This is a genomic window from Paraglaciecola mesophila KMM 241 (genome assembly GCF_000315015.1).
GTDB classification, from domain to species: domain Bacteria; phylum Pseudomonadota; class Gammaproteobacteria; order Enterobacterales; family Alteromonadaceae; genus Paraglaciecola; species Paraglaciecola mesophila.
This window is the reverse complement of sequence record NZ_BAEP01000013.1, coordinates 1-19,444: the sequence shown is the minus strand read 5'-3', so window position 1 is coordinate 19,444 and position 19,444 is coordinate 1. Positions and strand designations below refer to the sequence as shown.

Genomic DNA, 19,444 nt, shown 5'->3' with positions numbered 1-19,444 from the left:
TATTTTGGGGGATTATACTGGCAAAGAGGTTTTCTTCACGGGAGATTTAAGCACAAACGAGGAATGCACTCCGCTGACGCCTTCGATGCGAGTGAGTTTGTCGAGCAAAAATTGCTGAAAATCGTCCATGTCTTTTACAATGACTTTAAGCACGTAATCTGCGGCTTGACCGGTGATCAAGTGGCACTCCAACACCTCATTAAACCCCATGACACTTTCCTCAAACTTAGCGAAACGTTCTGGGGTGTGTTTATCCATAATGATTTGAATAAAAGACAGCAGATTTAAACCAAGCTTGCGCGCATTTACTAGCGCCACGTAGCCGTCTATCAAACCGCTTTCTTCTAGTTGCCGTACCCTACGTAAACAAGGCGATGGGGACAGGTTAATTGCATCGGCTAGCTCTTGGTTTGAGATCCTTCCCTTGTGCTGAATTATTTCAAGAATATGCCGATCGTACTTATCAAGTTCCACGCTACCTTTCCTTTCAGACGTAAATAATTAATACACTGCAATATTGAGCAATATTATTGCGCAATAAAGCGAAATAAACCAGTTTTAGCAATTATCTGCCCGAGGGACTGAGTTACGCTTATACACATTGTTTGTCTTAAACGCCGGAGCGCAAAAAATGATCAGCCAACCACACACCAAATATCAACGCTTTGAAGGGGTTAGCTTACCTGATCGCCAATGGCCGAATAAACACATTACTCATGCTCCTATCTGGATGAGCACTGATTTGCGCGACGGCAACCAAGCGTTGATCGACCCCATGTCGATTGAAACAAAGCTACGCTTTTTCAAAGAGTTGGTGGCTATTGGCTTTAAACAGATTGAAGTGGGCTTTCCCTCAGCGTCAGACATTGATTTTAATTTTGTGCGTTTACTGATCGAAAAAAATCATATTCCAGATGACGTAACGATTGAAGTATTGGTACAAGCACGCTTTGATTTAATCGAGCGCACAGTAGATAGCTTACGCGGTGCGAAGCAAGCCATATTGCATATGTACAATCCTGTCGCCCCGGCCTTTCGCGATATTGTTTATAAAACTGATAAAGCGGGAGTAAAGCACATTGCCTCCCAAGGCACAGCGTGGGTGAAGGAATTGACTGCCCAAGCACCAGAGGTAAATTGGACATACCAATACTCGCCCGAAGTGTTTTCTAGCACCGAAATTGAGTTTGCCAAAGACGTGTGTGACGCAGTTGTAGAGGTTTGGCAGCCAAGCGCCGACAACAAAATTATCATTAATTTGCCTGCCACCGTTGAGATGAACACCCCGAATACCTACGCTGACCAAATAGAATGGATGCACCGTCATCTTAACCGCCGAGAGCATATAGTATTAAGTGTGCACCCACATAATGACCGTGGCACAGCGGTGGCTGCAGCGGAATTAGCGGTAATGGCAGGTGCCGACCGAGTCGAAGGCTGTTTGTTTGGCAACGGTGAGCGCACGGGCAACGTGGATTTAGTCACCCTTGCAATCAACCTATACACCCAAGGTGTAAATCCGGAGTTGGATTTCTCGAATATCGATAGAGTGCGAAATTTAGTAGAAGAATGTAACCAGTTGCCTGTGCATCCTCGCCACCCTTATGCTGGGGAATTAGTCTTTACCGCCTTTTCAGGCTCACACCAAGACGCGATTAAAAAAGGCTTGGCGGTACAAAAAGCAGATACCCTATGGCAAGTGCCTTATTTGCCGATTGATCCAGCTGATTTAGGCCGTAGCTATGACGCAGTTGTCAGGGTAAACAGTCAATCTGGTAAAGGGGGCGTGAGCTTCTTACTTGAGCGCGAAGGCGGTTTGCAGTTACCGCGAAAACTTCAAATTGAATTCAGTAAAATCGTTCAGCAACACAATGATACCAGCGGCAAAGAAATGAGCGCTTCAGGTATTGTATCGTTATTTGAGTCGACTTATTTGATTCAACCCGATTGGATTGAATTTAAGCAGTGCCAAATAAAATCGGTAGAAGACAACCAGCAACAAATTGATATTCAACTGAGCATTAACAACACTGAGCTCAATATTAGCGGTGTGGGTAATGGCCCAATTGACGCTGCATCCCATGCCGTGAGTCAATTTATTCAAACCCCACTCGAGATTGTTGACTATCACGAACACGCTATCGGTGAGGGCTCTGGAGTGACTGCTGCCTGTTATTTAGAATTAAGAATGGGTGATACCGCAACCCATTTCGGCGTCGCAAAAGACAGTAATATTTTGACAGCGGCGGTTAAAGCGATGCTAAGTGGTATTAACAGAAGTGAGCAACAAGAAAGCATACAAATCGCTGTTGCTAAGGCTTACACATTTAACCAGAAGCAAGCCGCTTGCCCTGCTTAGTTCGTCGTCAATTTAGTAACGAGCAACGGTAATAGAGCAACACTATATGCAGCTTCTACATTGCCATAGAGCGCCATAATGCAGCCCAGTATTTAACCTTAGATACTGGGCTTTTTTTCTTCCGATACTCCGTAACTTCATTTTTTGCCAACACTCAACAGTGACTATTTTCGATTTCAGCCCCGATTACGGTCTTTTGATGAGATTTTGCCCAAAGTATGCGCATTGGCTCGACTCATGCTAAATGCTGTTGAATGAGCTAGTATTTTTCAGCACTCCTTGTTTGAAAAACCTCATTTAAACTCGATAAAATAGCTAACATAATAAGGTGTAGTAATGAGCGAGGACGCGACGAACTTTGATCGTAGAAGCATGCTAAAAACCTTAACTGCGGGGGCAGTTTGCACCCTTGCTGCACCAGGAATGGCCCACAGCGCGCCGCAAATTAGCGCGGCTGAATTTCCCGCTTTCCCTAAAGGGCTTTCACCTGAATCCCTCGCTGGGGATGAATCTTTTTGGGCCAAGGTTGCACTGTTTTACGACACAGCTCAGGGCATTGTTAATTTAGAGCATGGTTATTGGGGCAAAATGTCTCGCCCAGTACAAGAAGCCTATGTAGACAATACCCGTATGGTCAACACTGATCTGTCTTACTATGCACGTAAACACTATAAAGACGACGAAAGGGTAAGTACCCTTAAAGTGGCCAAAGCCCTTGGGGCACGCGAAGACGAAGTCGTGCTGACCCGCAATGCCACTGAATCCATTCACAACCTTATTCGACAGTACAATCGGCTGGAGTCAGATGATGCCATTCTATATACGGATATCGATTACCCCAGCTTCAAAGACACCATGCGCTGGCTTGCGGCGTCTGGAAACCTCGAGGCGGTTGAGGTAAAGCTGCCTGCGCAAGCCAATCAGCAACAAATACTAGATAAATACATAGAGGCATTTGATAAACATCCTAATTTAAAATTGATGCTGCTCACTCATGTGAGTAATCAACATGGCTTGATTTTACCCGTCGCTAAGATTTCGGCTATCGCGAAGTTACGGGGTATAGATGTGATATGTGACTGTGCGCAATCATGGGGATTACTCGACTTCAATATCACAGAATTGAACGTCGATTGGGCAGGGTTTAATTTACATAAATGGATTGGCAGCCCAGTGGGTGTAGGTGCGCTGTATATGAAAAAAGGCTCATTGAAAAAAGTATCACCCTACCCTGGTGAATCTGACCCAAAAAACACCAGTGTAAGCGCGCGCGTACACACTGCTACAGTTAACTTCGCTTCAATTTTAACCCTGCCTGCGGCTATCGATTTTCATAATATGCTTGGCGGAGCGAACAAAGAAGCGCGTCTGCGTTACTTACATGCTTTATGGGCAAGCGAAGCCCGTAAAATGCCGCATATTGAAGTATTAGGCGGCTCTGACGGTGAGTCTTGTTCGGGCATGGGTGCATTTCGCCTAGTAGGTAGAACAACGCTGGAAGATGCCAAAAACCTACAGCAAAGGTTAGAAAACGAGTTTGGCGTTTTTACGGTCGTTCGCGTAGGGCTATCCAGCGGTTGCTGTATACGGGTTACGCCACAGGTATTTACCTCAGCAAATGATATTAGCCAACTGCTTATCGCTTTGAAAAACCTCGGATAAACGTTGAATAACGCAAAAAATGTAGAATTAATCCAAAAAATAACAAGCCAAAGGAACATCATGAACAAGCTTTTTCTTACCTGCGCTTTATCCATCAGCCTTGCGATGTCTGCAAATGCCTTGGCCAGCGATTCCCCCGAAGCACGCATTAAAGCAGCTGGTTTCGAATTACCAGCTCCCGTAAAACCCATCGCTAATTATGTTACATGGCGACGCTCAGGGAATACCTTGTACCTGTCAGGTCACGGTGCCTGCGAAGGAAAAAGTGTTTTAGGTAAATTAGGCGATACGCTCACCGTTGAGCAAGGATATGACGCTGCTCAGCGCGTGGGATTGTGTGCGCTGGCCACTATAAAACTGGCGGTCGGCGACTTATCTAAGGTTAAACAGGTGCTACAAATTAACGGCATGGTAGCAGCGGTACCTGCATTTACAGACCACTCGAAGGTCATCAACGGTTTTTCTGACTTGTTTGTAACTGCTTTTGGTGATGACGGTAAAGCGGCTCGTGCAGCGGTGGGGATGAGTGGTTTACCCGGGAATATGTCAGTGGAAGTCAGCGCAGTGATTGAGTTGAAACACTAGTTACTACCGCATATGTTTGCTTCGTGTTGCATAACAAATATAGCTTTCGCACCGTTACGACGCTCTGAATCAGCAATTGTACGCATGTTTCCTAAACCGACGGGTTTCTTATTTACTTAACGGGACTCGTAAATCTGAAACACACTAAATATTTGATTAGTTAACCCTTACTTATAGAAAAATAATAGACTACAACTATAGTACGAAATATATAAATTCTAAAATGTTGAACGGATACAAATGACTATTTTAGGGAGCATATTATGAAACATGGAAAGATCATCGAATGTAGTTGCTGTGGTCAAGCGCACAAATTGCCCTTTGGTAAGTTAGGAACTGTTAAATGCAAAACCTGCTCAGCGTCATTTGAAGCAGATACTAGGTCCAAAAATGACTCTCCTAGTATAAATAATGTTATAACAAAACATGAGTTAAAAAAGCTTCTACACCCCACAGAAAAGTCACGATTTCTAATTGCATTATTAATAGCCTTTCCAATAACAATTTCTGCAGTTTCCCTTATATTTGCAACATTCGGTCTCGTACTGATTGGCCTGTCTGTAATTATTTTTGCAGTATGGTTTGTTTTGCAAATATCTAAAGCATCTCTGATCGGTAGTTCAGTATTAGTTTCACCACACAATTTCCCTGAGATTCATGAAATTCTTGTCGAAGTAAAAGCAAGACTTGAATATAAGAAAAATGTAGATATCTACATAACGGAAAACGGCAATGTTAATGCGTTTTTGTATAAGTTCTTTCAAACGAAATTCATACTTCTTAACTCAGAAGTTGTACATTCTATGCCCACTAGCGAATGTAGAGAGCAGTTGGTTTGGATACTAGGGAGATTTATTGGCTCCCTAAAGGCGAAACACGCACGATTTCAGTTACTTTCGATAATTATAAAAAGCATTGAAAAAATTAAAATATTTAATCTACTAATTCTCCCGTACGAACGAGCAACACAATACTCAGGTGACCAGATAGGAATGGCCTTGTGCAGTGATCTGCAAAGTGCAATTGTTGCATTTGATAAACTGTTAGTAGGTAACGATATTGCAAAGGATGTTCAAATTAAAGGGTTGTTGGAACAAGCCAACCAATTACATTTTTCGTTTTTTGGACGGATATCTAAAATTTTATCAACTCATCCGCATATGACTGACCGCTATTTAAATCTAATAGCGTTTGCGCGTTACATGTATCCTGAGGAGTTTCAAAAATACATCGCCCAATTTGATAACGTAACTGTCTCTGAGATGGGCTCACTTTTACCCAAGTATTATCCATTGAATAAGTCAGGCAAGCAGGTGTAATCAGATACTTTAATCAACATGGTATCGCTTCAAGAAGCTATCTCTAAGGTAGGCGTAATAAGTGTCTACCTTTTAATTGATAAATTCATTGAATAGCGTCTCTAAGGCCCTGCTCATGTAATTTATTTTTGAGGTCCTTAGCCTTATCACGACGAAGTAACAAGATAAATTCCGTTAAAAACTCACGTAATTTTGTGTATAGCAAACCTCAGTGACCCACATTTAAAACTCCAAAATAGCCTTTCTCACTCATGCCCATCACAATAAAAAGTATGTTTGATACTCCAAATTGTTATCAAGAACATAGAGATAGATAAAATAAAAAATATTTAGCCTGATGTATTGGTTCGGCTTAAAAACGAATTTCAAATATTTGGTTGAGATCATATTTTGTAGTAAGTATGATGCAATATTGTAAACAATTCACAATAAACATTACTCAGTAAATACAATCTACTTAGCCGAAAATGAATCGTCAGGGCACGTGTCGTTAGGTTACGTCATTTACCGAGCTTGCGGTTTTGATCATTAGGGACTCTTATTACTATGAACATACATAAACCATTCTCCTTAGTCGCCCTTGGCGTTGCGATTGTTGTGCAAAGCGCCTGTACTCATCAAAAGGTTGAAAGACTAACCGATACTAGTCCTGTGGTATTTAAAGACGTATCCGACGCCGTGGGCTTAGTGACACAAGCAAATTGGAAGTACGGCGGGCCTGCGGTGGCAGATTTAAATAATGACGGTCATTACGATTTTTTACTCTCCAATCACGACACTACCCCAGTACAACTTTTCATGGGCCAAGCTGATAACCGCTTTAACGAAGTTAAAAATATTTTTGGTAAGGTAGATTTACACGGGATCTCAGCAGGTGATTACGATGCAGACGGTGACAACGATATTCTACTGTCACTGGGTGGCGGAAATGGCTTAAAACCTCAACCTCAACGCTTATTACGCAATGACAATGGCCAATATACAGATGTAACCGAAGAAGCGGGCATATCAAAATTAGGAGCCAGAGGCAGAAGTGTACGCTGGGTCGATTTAGACAATGACGGCGATCTAGATTTCATGCAAGTTAACGCCGCTAAAATGGTCAATGAAACCGCACCACGCAATATTATTTTTGAAAATATCGGTAACGGTAAATTCCGTTATATTAAAAGCCCGGGCTTTGAAGAAGTCGAAGCAGAGCGGGTTCTAATAACCGACTATGACAATGATGATGTGATGGACGTGATCACATTTACCAGTTATGACAAAACCTCTATCTGGCACGGCAATGGCGACTTTACCTTTACCAACACCACTGATGCGGTTTTCCCCCAAGGGCATAACGGCTATCCTGGTGCGATTACCATAGCGCAAGCTGACATCGACAATGACGGCGATCTAGATTACTACTTTGCACGTGGTAAGTTGTATTACACCATTGCCAACAACAGCATCAGCTTCGATAAAGATCACCAAACCTTGGATCTCAGAGACGTCGGCAGTAAAAGCCACGATGGTTTAACCTTATACGCCGACTCGGATCTGGTGCTGAACGACTTCTATCACTTCCCCAGAGCTAAACTACTGGAATTTATGCCCGTGTTTATTGGTGCCAATAAACAGCAAATCACCACACCCCATGCAGATCATACCGTCACCCAAGCACAAGCAAAGGGCTTTCCCACTGAGATAACCGAAACAGGCTGGTACTTAGGCTATCTAGGTGACAACAAATGGCGTCTTGAGTGGATGCTAACTGACGATTTAGCATGGGACGTAAGAGCTTCATTCACTGGCGTTACGGGATACGATGCAAGCTGGCAACCACAGAATTTAGCCGTACCTGATGTATTGCTGCGTAACGATAATGGCGTGCTGACTGATATTTCACAGCGTATCCCTGATGAGTTAAACAGCAATAATTGGGGAGTCACAACGGGCGATTTCAATAATGACGGCAATGCCGACTTCTTCGTATACCGCTTCGGTGAATTAAAACGCAGAGTCGCTGATGTTATGTTGCTTAATAGCGGCGACGGTCATTTCACCAGTAGCCTGGCACATAACGCCACCACAGAAGTAGGTTTAAAATCTCACGGCGACTCAGGTGTTGCATTTGATTACGACTTAGATGGAAGCATAGATATTTTAAGTGGTGATGACGACAACGGAAAATGGCATTTATACAAAAACGTCACTAACAATACAGGTAACAATCACCTACTGCTGAAAATTGGCTACTCGCAAAACGGCGTTGACCCCTATGGTGCTAAGGTATGGATAACCTCTCAGGGCCAAACACAGTACAAGTTGATAGGCTCGAGCAATGCTAACCATTCTCAAAGTCTCTTGAACATAGCGCATTTCGGTTTAGGTGAAGACGATATGATAAGCGACATCACAGTGCGCTGGCGCGACGGAACAACTCAAACCTTAAAAAACAAGCAGGCAAACCAGCTACTTACCTTAGGTAAGTCACTTTAACTGATATTGCATTTTTGATGATGACAGACGCCCAAATCACTTTGGGCTCTGGCGTCTATCACGCTTATTCTGTAGATAAAAACGAGTACATTGACAGGTTCAAACATGACCAACAAGCCATTCATACACTATCTCTGCGTCAGCACTTTTATAGTGCTACTGCCATTTGGTTTAACCGCTTGCGGCCCCACCGGTGATAGCTTAACCGATATTAGTGTCGCCCCTTCAGCACCTGCTATTTTTAACTATGATGTAAATGGTAGTAAAACCAAGAAGTTAACCTTCGAAATTGACAATCCAGGCGCATCAGCCAATCTCACTTTGCTACAAGGTGAGCAGGTCCTAATTGATAACCTGAATATTCCACGTAGCGGCACACAAACGCTTAACGCCTTGGTGCACTTTCAGGCACTAGGTGAAACGCGTTTACAGCTCAGAACAATCAATTCCCCAGTCACGATAAAAAGCTTAGAAATAGAAGACGTTCCACATGTTGCTGTTCCCCAGTTTAAGGATATTTCAGTGGTTGCTGGGTTAGATAAAGTGAACTCGCTCAAATACGGCGGGCCGTCAGTTGCAGATATTGACCAAGACGGCGACTACGATTTTATCCTTAACAACCATAATGCCGAAACCAGTAAAATTTATTGGAATAACGGTGACGGGACCGTTACCAAGCACAAAGACGACTTGTCTCGCTGGTTCATGCAAGACCTTCACGGTACAGCATTAGGTGATTACGATAACGATGGCGATCTAGACATGTTACTCAGTCGAGGTGGCGGCAATGGCACAAATCCTTCAGTGTCATATTTTTATCGCAACAATGACAGTAACTTTGTTCGTTACACCGGCGATGTCGGCATCGATCGCGGCGCGCGTGGTCGCGGTGCCAGATTTGTCGATATGGATTTAGACGGCGATCTTGACCTAATGATCGTGAACGAAACGGGCTTAGCTAATCAAACGCCTCAACACTTTTTTTATGAAAACGACGGCCAAGGAAAATTCACATATAAAGCCATAGCGGGAATTGAAGACGTCAGATCCTCACGTACCTTGGTCACCGACCTCAACGGCGATAATATCGATGACATCATCATGTACGGACCACTTTCTGTATGGCAAGGCAATGGCGACTTTACTTACACAGACATCAGCGACAGCATTCCTATCAATATCCGTGAACTCAGCGGTGTGATGGCCATCACCGACATTGACATCGATAACGATGGTGACTTAGACCTCTATATGGCACGTGGTAAAGAGTTTGAACATGGTAAGGGCGAATCGCCGTCTGTTGACTTTGACCCTATCGCTAAGACATTCTCTTTGAAAACCCGTGGCTATAAAGGGGTTGATGAATTTAGTCTTACTGCAAGTGGGCCGCTTAAATGGCACAACTATCAATTCTTGGGTCAAAACGGCTTTCGAGGCCAAACATACCCCATATTTTTAGGTAAAGATAAAACCGTCAATGATGTACCAGCTGACGGCACACTAGAATTCGATAACACGATGGCTCAAGTTTGGCCTGATGATATCTCTGCCAATGGTGTTTATTTAGGCCACATAGGTAACAATAAATGGCGTGGCGCACTGGTGCGTAACGGCGATTTCTTTTGGTCCTATTTCTTTACTTTATCGGGTGTCGAGGAAGCCGAAACACTTTTCGAGCCTGAAAATCGCAGTATTCAGGACGTATTACTGGAAAATAAAGAAGGACAATTTGTTGATGTCACTTCTCAATGGAATATCCCGTTAGGCGGTAACGCACTTGGTGTGACCACAGGCGACTTTAACAATGACGGACAGCAAGACCTCTTCGTTTATCGCTGGGGATTAGTAGAAAAACGTATTTCAGATCTTATGTTGCTTAATACTGGCAATGGGGCGTTCGAAACCGTCACCATGCACGGTGCCAGTGACTTAGGGGGCCCGGGGTTTGGCGACATGGGCCAAGCGTTTGACTTTGACTTAGATGGCAACCTAGATATATTAAGTGGCAGTGAATACGGCCAGTGGTATCTATATAACAATCAACCTATCGGTGATAATCACTACGCTTTGGTCAACGTTGGTTATTCGCCACAGGACAATGTTGACGCTATTGGCGCACAAGTCACGATTGAAACGCCGTCAGCAACGTACGTCAAAAGAGTTGGCTCTGCTGGGGAAGTTTTCTCGCAAAGTCTGCTCAACATTGTACATTTCGGGCTAGGCAGTGAGCAAAAGATAAAGCGCATTCATGTTCGCTGGCGCAATGGCGAAACGGCCACATTTGTTGATAAACAAGCGGATAATATGTTTGATACTGACAAACTCGATGCAACGGCGCTTGCTATTAATACCCAAGGTTTAGCCCCGCGATCAGGAGATGAAATTCAACTCACTGCTGCCCTCGCCCCTCTCAATGCGCAGCAAGACGTAAGCTGGCAGTCAAGTCACCCATCTGTTGCCAACATCAGTAAAACAGGTTTACTACAAGTAGTGGGTAAAGCAGGTGAGTCCACAACCATAACGGCCACCACCAACAAGGGGAAAATGTCAGATACAGCGCAAATTACTGTTTCTCAGTGGTACGAAAAGCCGCTTGAGGCAATCCAGTTGAGCGCAGCAAAAACGAATCTAATCGCGGGGGATGAGCTGACATTAAGCGCGTCGTTTACCCCTGAAAACCCCGACAGCGACCAACTTAAGTGGGTAAGTTCAGTTCCGCAAATAGCCACCGTTGATACCAATGGCAACTTACACGCATTAACGGCCGGTAGTGTCACCGTTACTGCAAAAGCCGAAGCGAACCCAAGCATTCAAGGCAGCATAGATTTTGACGTGCAAGCGGATGTAAAACCCTTTATCAAAATTGATAATTTGGCTCAGTTTATTAATCAGCCCGTGCATGCCGGTGATACCTTCGAGGTACATGTTAGCTACCATGCGGGCCCTGGGCACACAGTGATCGCTGCTGATGAAGGCGGGCTACGTGTTTGGTTAAGACACTTCAAATACCGTTGGTTTCCCATCGAAGATAGGATTGAAACCGACAAAAGTGTGCTTTATACCGTGTCAGGTAATTCAACAGCCACTCTATCAACGCAAGGGCTTGCCCCCTCTGATAAGCTGCCTGAAGGTCAGTTTTATTCATTGGAGGTAAGTTTCACCAACAGCAACGGCAAAACATTTGAAGACGCAATAGAGGAGTTTATTTTAATCGAGTGATACAGTTTAAGCCCGAAGCAGGGCTGTAATAGAAAGCCCTGCTAGAGCAGTTACTAAGCACTGTGTTATCCAAATGGTGACCCAATATTTCCCCGCTATGGCTTATTAATAAGTACATTCGAGCTAAATCAGATTTGCTTCTTCTTGTCGAAGTGTTAAAACGTCATAACCCGTTTGCGTCACCAAGATCGTGTGCTCCCACTGAGCAGAAAGTTTTTTATCAGCCGTAATCACTGTCCAACCATCTTTCTTAGTCTTTGTTTTTGCCTTCCCCTGATTAATCATCGGCTCTATGGTAAATGTCATCCCCGCTTGCAAAGCTAGCCCTGTTCCGGCCTCTCCGAAATGAAGAACTTGTGGGTCTTCATGCATTTCTCGGCCTATGCCATGCCCACAAAACTCTTTGACAACAGAATAACCGTTGCTTTGTGCTACGGTTTGTATTGCAGCACCAATATCTCCTAATTTTGCACCCGGCTTCACTTTTTTAATACCCGCCCACATGGCTTCGTAAGTGGTTTTTACAAGACGCTTAGCGAGTGGACTCGCTTCGCTCATAACATACATTTTGCTGGAGTCTGCGATAAAACCATTTTTCTCGAGAGTGATGTCTAAATTGATGATGTCTCGTGACTTTAGCTTGTAGCTATCACGTGGAACCCCATGACAAATGACTTCGTTAACGGATGAATTTAATGCAAATTGATAACCGTATTGACCAACACTTGCAGGCCTAGCATTTAATGTATTACGAATGAAATTATCGACGTGATTATTGATTTCTAACGTAGAGATCCCTTCTTGTACAAAGCCATCTAACATATGGAATACTTCAGCCAACAGTTTTCCTGACTCGCGCATCAACTCAATTTCTTTTGTCGTTTTAATGTTGACTTGCATACTATTTCACAACTTTTAAAACAGTGTCAGCGTTGGCATTTTCCAGTTCTTTAACAATAATTTCTGAGAACGTTAAAGTAGGATTTAACTCTGCTAATCGCCCCATTTTTATCCAAAATTCAGCTTGCGCATTGATAGAACGAGACATGACATGACAGCTTTTTCGCACTTCGTCGTGAACTTCGTCAGATATTTTTATAATTCCCATGACATACACTTTACATATAAAACATATATGAATCGTATTCTATTTGACTTTATTTTGCAAAATAATATAGACCGTTTGTTAACTGCAAGGGGAATGATTTGAACTAAGTTCGTCAGCAGAACCTACCCTGTAGAAATGACAAGTGTTAGCTACAGAATGAATTTGAGGACACTATAGCAAATAGGTTTCACCGAGATTATTGGGGGGATTGTCGGCGTAACTTTTGCCAAACCTGAATGCCCTTGCGCATGACTATTAAGTGGCGCCAGGCATTCAGTTATCTTTTTATTTTTACTATGCCTTTCACCAGAGCTTTACCGCACTAGGCGATCAGTCTGCGACTATGAAGTGCTATCACAGCCTAATATAAATAGGCATTGATTTAACCCTTTTATTTGACTACGAGTACTGGGCAGTTCGCTTTTTTGACAATCGCTTCGGCAACATTATCATGCAAAAAATGAGACATGCCGGTTCTTCCGTGGCTGGCGATAACCACCATACCAATATCATCGCTATTGGTTTCAGCCAAGATTTCATCCACCGCATCTCCGTGCCGGATAATCGTCTCAACCTTTAAACTCGTATCTAACTGACTTAATAAATCATGCATTTTAGTTGCGGCAGCATCTTCCATATTCTTAGCTAATTCAGAAGGAGTGATCGTAAGGATCATGTAATTCTCATTTCCTGTAGGCTGCTCAATGACGTGCAAAATACGAATTCCCACTTGATATAAATTCGCCATTTCAACGACGTATTGCAAAGCATGTGACGCAGTATCGGAAAAATCCGTAGGCCATAAAATAGTACGTGATCGCATATTACTCTCCTAGACAATGTAAAGTGTGTTTGTGAAATAACGCTACAAGCCTCACCCAAACAGACTCGCCTTTATCGCAAGGGGTTAAGTATAGTCCGCGCCCAATGACAGTTTAGTGATCAAAATCAATTCAATGACAATCCCCTATCGTTGAATTGGTTCCTAGACATTCAAATAGAATCAGAGCTAAGTTACTTTTCAGAAACTGGATTTAGCGTTTGCAACGACAAGCTGATTGGATAATGATCAGAAGAGTGAATATTCGTATGCACGTTAGCGTTCACAACCTTTAATCCGCGAAAATATATATGATCAAGGTGCTGAAACAAATGATTGAACCTTGGTTTACGCTCCATCCTCACTTCGTCTAACGAAAACGATTTCGCTAAGTGATTAAAGTAACGTAATCTTTTGCCATTCCAGGTATTGAAGTCACCCGCTAACAATATGGGTCCATCATGATTTTCCAGCATGTGAAATACTTGGTTCAGGTGCATACTGAACTTATCAAAAGAAACAAAATTAATTAGGTGAGAATTTACCACGAGCAGCGACTGCCCTAGTGTGGGCAATGGATACACCGTTGCTAACAACATTTTTTTTGTCTGAAAAACAGGCTCGCTAGGCTTCGACACCGAAAAGTAATGTTGCTGTGCCGCAACAGTCGATCCTGTCTTAACGCCCGTTTCAATATTCGTTTTCACGTTTTTAAAACTGCGCGCCATCATCCATTGATGTTGTAGCGACTTTTTGAAGTCGACATCATAAGGTGAATTCAATATCGCTTCTTGTAAGAGGATTAAATCTTTGTCACTAGAAAGAAATTTGAAATCCTCTAACCAGCCCTTTTTTTTGCATTTGAAAACATTCCACAGTAAAAGCTCAATGTTCGGCCCCATAACTTGGTTGGGTGCATGCCCCATTATTTTCACAGACTCCAAAGCGCAATAACGACTCTTAAGCATGACTATACCGCCCCCTAGCAAACAAGATTATACAAAGGTCTGGTGACTGAATAACCCTATCAAAGATAAGGTGAAAATAATCGGAACAAATTGTTACGAATCCTCTTATAGATGGGTAGATTGCTAATTTCCTGCTGCGTAACCGGTAGTGATTTTTGTTTTTTAGAAAGAAAAAAAGCACTCAATTTGGCATTAAGTTGTTTATCAAAACATTCTAAATTAATTTCAAAATTGAATTCCAAACTTCTGGCATCCCAGTTAGTCGAGCCGACAAATGACCAAATTTCATCGATGACAACAATTTTACTGTGGTCAAATGGTCTATTATTTTTATAAATTTTTACACCATGCTGAATTATGCGCGAGAAATTTGCTTCCATCACCCAATCCACAAATGGAATGTTACTGTGTCCAGGGACAATTATCTCCACTGATACACCACGTAAGGCCGCAGCGTGTAAAGACGTCATTAGGGTTTGGTCCGGTATAAAATAAGGAGTCATAATTTTTACACTTGTTTGTGCGCAAACGAGTGCGTTAATCAACGTCCAACGTATCTTATTATGGTCTTCATCGGGACCATCTTGAATGGCCCGAGCGATAACCGATTTATTGCTTGTTTGTGTTATCGTATTTTGTACGAACGAAGGAAATTCAATTAACTCACCGGTCGCAAAAAACCAATCTTCTGCAAATACCTGACTAATTTGATCAATCACCGGACCGGTCACTTTAAAGTGGATATCATCAATCGGGTCTTCAGCGGATTTCACCTCATTATTTTTACTTATATTCATTCCACCGACATACGCTACGTCACCGTCTACACAAAGTATTTTTCGGTGATTGCGTAAGTTAATAAAGCGAACAGTAGTAAGCGAAATAGCTGGTAAAAAACGGGCCGTCTTCACCCCAAGCTTCTTTAAGGCTCTGTCTGATTTATGCCAGCTATATCCAATGCCTACACCGTCCAATAAAACGTTAACGATAACTCCTCTTTGATGCGCGTCAGACAGGGCATCTACGAATTGTTGTCCAAGTGAATCGCAGTCAAATATGTAACTCGATAAAACAATATAGCGATGAGCAGCATTAATGGATTGAATCATTTCTGGGTAAGCCATATCACCATTAACCAGTGGTTCAACACTATTATCTGAAACGTAATTAACAGGGTGAATATTATGCGCTGCAATGACCGCCGGATGCCAATACGCCGGGATATGAGATATTTTATTGGGTTGTTCTGGGGAGCGAAAATCCTGCTTAAGTGTTTGAGGGTGTTTTTTGCGCGCTGAGCGCTTAATACGATTTATACCAAACAGCCAATAAAATAGACTGCCTATGACGGGCGAAAAGATAACTAAGCCAATCCACGCTAACGATGTACGTTCATTTTCTTTGAACATAAGTACATGTAACGATGACATAATGGACACGCCAATATGCAAAACAACTATGATGGTTACCCAATGAATATTAATCCATTGGACCCACTGTTCAAATATTTGCATAACACCCTACTCAACTAATGCTTATGTAAATCAATTTCGGAAAACTAAGTGCTGACAGAATATTACACCGAAGCGACAACCTATCTAACGGATACATTTGGTCCAAATTTCATATTCTTAACCATTTTAATAACGTCGGCGGTTTCTATTGGTTATTTCATATTGATAAGTTACATCATTACAAACATGGACAAACGATACTTTATCCGCAGGAAAAACAAAGGTAAAAATGCTGACATCATCCCTAAGCGAACATCTGGCAAAAACAGCTTAATATTCATCATTGAAATGGTAAAAATTCTGATTGGGATAGGCTTACTGGTGTGTGGGATTATTATGTTAGTTTTACCCGGGCAAGGCTTAATTACCATGTTAATAGGGCTAAGCCTGATACCCTTCCCAGGTAAAAATAAACTAGAAGATAACCTGCTATCAAGACAGTCGGTTAGATCTTCCCTCAATTGGATCCGAGCTAAGGCGAATAAAGAACCCTTTATTTTTGATTAAATATGCGACCAATTTTTTGAATCGCGCTAAAGCATAAAATGGTTGTGGTTAAAGATTTTGCTCAAACGAGGGAATTCCGAAGTGCTGAAAAAATACCCGGCAAAAGCTAACATCACTTAGCGGTTTGACTCTATATCTACAGGGTATTTGGCTAGCGTCATGAACCACATATGGCTCTTGAGAGTCTTTTGAAATGAATAAATGCTCCCCACTGTGCCTTTGACTGCGGCGACGCAAGTCTGAATATTATGAAGAAGAAAGATTTGCTCAATAAAGACTTAGCACGCTACTTGTTTAGGGTTCCAAATGGTCGAAAACTGGCTTTAAAGCTCCAGATAAAAAAGGGCAAGGTGAGCATCACACCTGCAACGACCATCATGACACCAGCATAAGGGCCGTCGATAGTTTCAGGTAAAACGCCTTGCTGATGAAACTGCTGACGCAACCCCATCAACATAACAAACACGCCTAATACGTCCATTGCAATTAATACAACTAGTAAGTTCGAATGATAACGCCCCTTCGCTGTATATTTTTTCGGATTCGGATTATCGTTGTTTACAACGCTAGGAAGAGGGAATAATGACGCCATGAGTTCTCACAAAAGTATTTACGTTACTATTTAACAATTATGTAACAGTTGACCTGTATTTTCTGCAATAAGTTCACTACTACGTATGAAAAGGCTGAATATACGGTAAAAACCTTACCCTAGCGGGTAATATCCTGCGAGCAACTGGTTGAACAGTTGTAATGACGCCCCGTTCGCATTAGCTCAGTAACAAGGGCGTGAATACCTTTTCCCACATATTTTGGTAACGCCCCTTGTGCCAACCAATATGCCCTATTCTCTTGTGACCAACATCTTTAGGCGCTACAGTTTGCCGCGTTATATTTGCACCGCTGAACTGACCATGCAACATATCGATATTTTTTAAAGACATCATTTCATCATCACTGAAAGCAATTGCGCTGATGGGAAAGTTCACGTTGGCGAAGCGATCCTTAAGCCACTGCCCTTCCTTCTCAACCGCATATCCCTCTTTTAGGCACCAACGTCGCCATTGCATCATCACGCCCTTGGGCAAGTTGCACATGATGTTTAGCTTATCCCCAGGGAAGTAGCCCAAAGTCGGCACTGTGAGGGGTACTAGAAAGTACCACAAAAACCACGCAACGCGCTTAGTCGGTGGTGAGTTGTACCACCACGTTCCCGTGCCCGTAGCGACAGTAATCGCCCGGCTAACCGGGCCAGTGTTAGGCATCATTCCCAGCATGTGGCCGCCTACACTATGCCCAATCCAAATACACTCGAGACCGCTGAAGTGTGTATCGACAAAATTAAGTACTGCGGGACAATCATTATTCGCCCAACCTAACAAGTCACTATTGCAATGCTTTACATGGCGATCGATAGAGGAACCAATGCCATCATAATCAAATGTCACAACATGAAAGCCTAAGCCTGTTAACCATACCGCGAAATCCTGATAAAGGTGCTGCGCTACGCCTGTCGCTGCTGCAATCACACAAATACCTTTAACCGGTTTTAGCTGACTCCTAAAAACCTTGAGCACTACAGAATGGCCAGCATCCGTAACGATTTTATGCTCAACGCTTGACTCGCTAGATGAAGCTTCATCAGCGATGGAAGGTTCGCTTCTGGTATTCAATTCGTCCGCGGTATCGCTTGGTGTTGCAATACTTTTTAAAGACTGCGCGGACGATGCGATACCCGATGGCATTGACTTATTCATAACTAGCCTCTTCGTTGTAAAGTGATTGCAGTGAGTCACTACATTTAGATTTTGTTGCCCTGTAACAATTTAAGAGCACTGTTTATTTATAAGAGCACTACTTATTTCGCATGTAAAACAAAATATTTCGCACGTTAAATAAATCAATTTTAAATTGCTGGGTATCAACACAAAAATAGACTTTATCGTTGCAATTAAAAAAATTATTTCGTACATTAAATAAATGTTCTTTGAAAATGGTTTTTATGAAAAAGCAACTTAAGATATTTCACTTGCTGCAGTTAGCTCACGGCGCTTTGTTTAAAGCGGCTGACAGAAAGCTTAAGAGTGAATTACACATTAGCACCACTCAACTCGGCGTATTATTTTCACTCGTTAAGCAAGACAATGCCCCGATAACAGTTATTGCCGACCAGCTCAATATTGACTAGGTTGAATTAAGTTTGTGACAACGAACCACGCGGCTCAAGCCCTCACAAGTACCCCCAAATTAATTAAGATTGTGACAATTGAAGGTTTTCGAAGAGTTCTATGTTTGAGTTAGTTAATAAAGTTTGTGACTGACCAAAGCGCATCTATGGCAAAGGTAACATTTGATCAAAGGAAAATTGATTGCCTGGATTATCCCTCCCGTTTGGTCGGTAGCGTATATTCATAGTCAGCGCATACGAATGCATGTGAGCCCGCGCATTCTATTTCTGATATGCTGTTAATGAAGCAGTCGAATAAGTTCAAAACATCAGCAAAGTGTTGGTTGTAGTGATCCTTTTTTCCATCAACTGGCATGATAGCTAAAGAGCCCATATATCTCTTAAAGTCGGTTTCAATGCGCTCTGCCGACAGGGCATCACTACCATCTTTTTTCAAACAAAATACAAACGCATTCCTTCTGGATAACTCTTGCAAATTGTTTAAACGAAGTGTGCTATCAGCTTTTCCAACCTTACAGCCATCGAGCGTCGTATATATGTAGAAGTACGGCAAGTCTTGATATCGGGGATCTACTTCCTCTATTGTTTTCGCGTTTGATGAACATGACAATACTGCTATTTTTCTAGGTAAATCAGGGGTGGGTTTACTCTTTTCGTGTAGGAGAGTCTCAAACTCGGATTGGCTTTTCGATTTTGCGATGAGAGGCTTAA

General features: G+C 42.5%; 17 protein-coding genes. 8 read left to right on the top strand and 9 right to left on the bottom strand.

Going from position 1 to position 19,444, the window contains the following annotated elements; all coding sequences use genetic code 11:
- Positions 1-12: 12 nt before the first annotated feature.
- A complete protein-coding gene (locus tag GMES_RS03790; RefSeq protein ID WP_006991254.1) occupies positions 13-474 on the bottom strand; it encodes an Lrp/AsnC family transcriptional regulator in 462 nt (153 codons plus the stop codon).
- A gap of 157 nt (positions 475-631) precedes the next feature.
- On the opposite strand from GMES_RS03790, the gene leuA reads away from it, so the two are divergent.
- From leuA to GMES_RS03760, 6 genes are all read left to right on the top strand, one after another.
- Positions 632-2,359 carry a 2-isopropylmalate synthase gene (gene leuA / locus GMES_RS03785; protein ID WP_006991253.1) on the top strand — a complete coding sequence of 576 codons (1,728 nt, stop codon included), beginning with the start codon at positions 632-634 and terminating at the stop codon, positions 2,357-2,359.
- A gap of 336 nt (positions 2,360-2,695) precedes the next feature.
- Positions 2,696-4,021: an aminotransferase class V-fold PLP-dependent enzyme gene (locus GMES_RS03780; RefSeq protein WP_006991252.1), complete on the top strand. Its 1,326-nt coding sequence runs from the start codon at positions 2,696-2,698 to the stop codon at positions 4,019-4,021.
- A 60-nt stretch (positions 4,022-4,081) separates the two neighbouring features.
- Complete coding sequence (locus tag GMES_RS03775) at positions 4,082-4,606, top strand: RidA family protein (protein WP_006991251.1); 525 nt, start codon at positions 4,082-4,084, stop codon at positions 4,604-4,606.
- Between the two features lie 263 nt (positions 4,607-4,869).
- Positions 4,870-5,925: a M48 family metallopeptidase gene (locus GMES_RS03770; RefSeq protein WP_006991250.1), complete on the top strand. Its 1,056-nt coding sequence runs from the start codon at positions 4,870-4,872 to the stop codon at positions 5,923-5,925.
- A gap of 546 nt (positions 5,926-6,471) precedes the next feature.
- Entirely contained in the window at positions 6,472-8,409 is a 1,938-nt protein-coding gene (locus tag GMES_RS03765; protein ID WP_006991248.1) for a CRTAC1 family protein, read from the top strand.
- A 105-nt stretch (positions 8,410-8,514) separates the two neighbouring features.
- Positions 8,515-11,628, top strand: a complete 3,114-nt coding sequence (locus GMES_RS03760; RefSeq protein ID WP_193362977.1) for an FG-GAP-like repeat-containing protein — start codon at positions 8,515-8,517, stop codon at positions 11,626-11,628.
- Positions 11,629-11,751: 123 nt separating this feature from the next.
- On the opposite strand, the gene map is transcribed toward GMES_RS03760, so the two are convergent.
- The 5 genes from map to cls form a co-directional block, all read right to left on the bottom strand.
- Positions 11,752-12,528 (bottom strand): type I methionyl aminopeptidase, encoded by a 777-nt coding sequence (map, locus tag GMES_RS03755; RefSeq protein WP_006991246.1) that lies wholly within the window; start codon positions 12,526-12,528, stop codon positions 11,752-11,754.
- Position 12,529: 1 nt separating this feature from the next.
- Complete coding sequence (locus GMES_RS03750) at positions 12,530-12,736, bottom strand: ParD-like family protein (RefSeq protein ID WP_006991245.1); 207 nt, start codon at positions 12,734-12,736, stop codon at positions 12,530-12,532.
- Positions 12,737-13,127: 391 nt separating this feature from the next.
- Positions 13,128-13,559, bottom strand: coding sequence for a universal stress protein (locus GMES_RS03745; protein WP_006991244.1), 432 nt, complete (start codon positions 13,557-13,559; stop codon positions 13,128-13,130).
- Positions 13,560-13,750: 191 nt separating this feature from the next.
- Entirely contained in the window at positions 13,751-14,524 is a 774-nt protein-coding gene (locus GMES_RS03740; RefSeq protein ID WP_006991243.1) for an endonuclease/exonuclease/phosphatase family protein, read from the bottom strand.
- A 59-nt stretch (positions 14,525-14,583) separates the two neighbouring features.
- Positions 14,584-16,038 carry a cardiolipin synthase gene (gene cls, locus GMES_RS03735; protein ID WP_006991242.1) on the bottom strand — a complete coding sequence of 485 codons (1,455 nt, stop codon included), beginning with the start codon at positions 16,036-16,038 and terminating at the stop codon, positions 14,584-14,586.
- A gap of 48 nt (positions 16,039-16,086) precedes the next feature.
- Here cls and GMES_RS03730 point away from each other — a divergent pair, with 48 nt between their 5' ends.
- The gene (locus GMES_RS03730; protein ID WP_006991241.1) at positions 16,087-16,545 is read left to right on the top strand and encodes a PGPGW domain-containing protein; all 459 of its coding nucleotides are present in this window, start codon (positions 16,087-16,089) and stop codon (positions 16,543-16,545) included.
- Between the two features lie 286 nt (positions 16,546-16,831).
- Here GMES_RS03730 and GMES_RS22610 read toward each other — a convergent pair whose 3' ends face one another.
- Entirely contained in the window at positions 16,832-17,137 is a 306-nt protein-coding gene (locus GMES_RS22610) for a hypothetical protein (RefSeq protein ID WP_152334449.1), read from the bottom strand.
- Positions 17,138-17,315: 178 nt separating this feature from the next.
- The gene (locus GMES_RS03725) at positions 17,316-18,302 is read right to left on the bottom strand and encodes an alpha/beta hydrolase family protein (protein ID WP_006991239.1); all 987 of its coding nucleotides are present in this window, start codon (positions 18,300-18,302) and stop codon (positions 17,316-17,318) included.
- 245 nt (positions 18,303-18,547) lie between these two features.
- Between GMES_RS03725 and GMES_RS03720 the strand changes: the two genes are divergently transcribed.
- The gene (locus GMES_RS03720; RefSeq protein WP_006991238.1) at positions 18,548-18,733 is read left to right on the top strand and encodes a winged helix DNA-binding protein; all 186 of its coding nucleotides are present in this window, start codon (positions 18,548-18,550) and stop codon (positions 18,731-18,733) included.
- Positions 18,734-18,923: 190 nt separating this feature from the next.
- On the opposite strand, the gene GMES_RS22570 is transcribed toward GMES_RS03720, so the two are convergent.
- Positions 18,924-19,444 (bottom strand): hypothetical protein (locus tag GMES_RS22570; protein WP_039986468.1); only part of this gene is annotated, 521 nt, incomplete at its 5' end.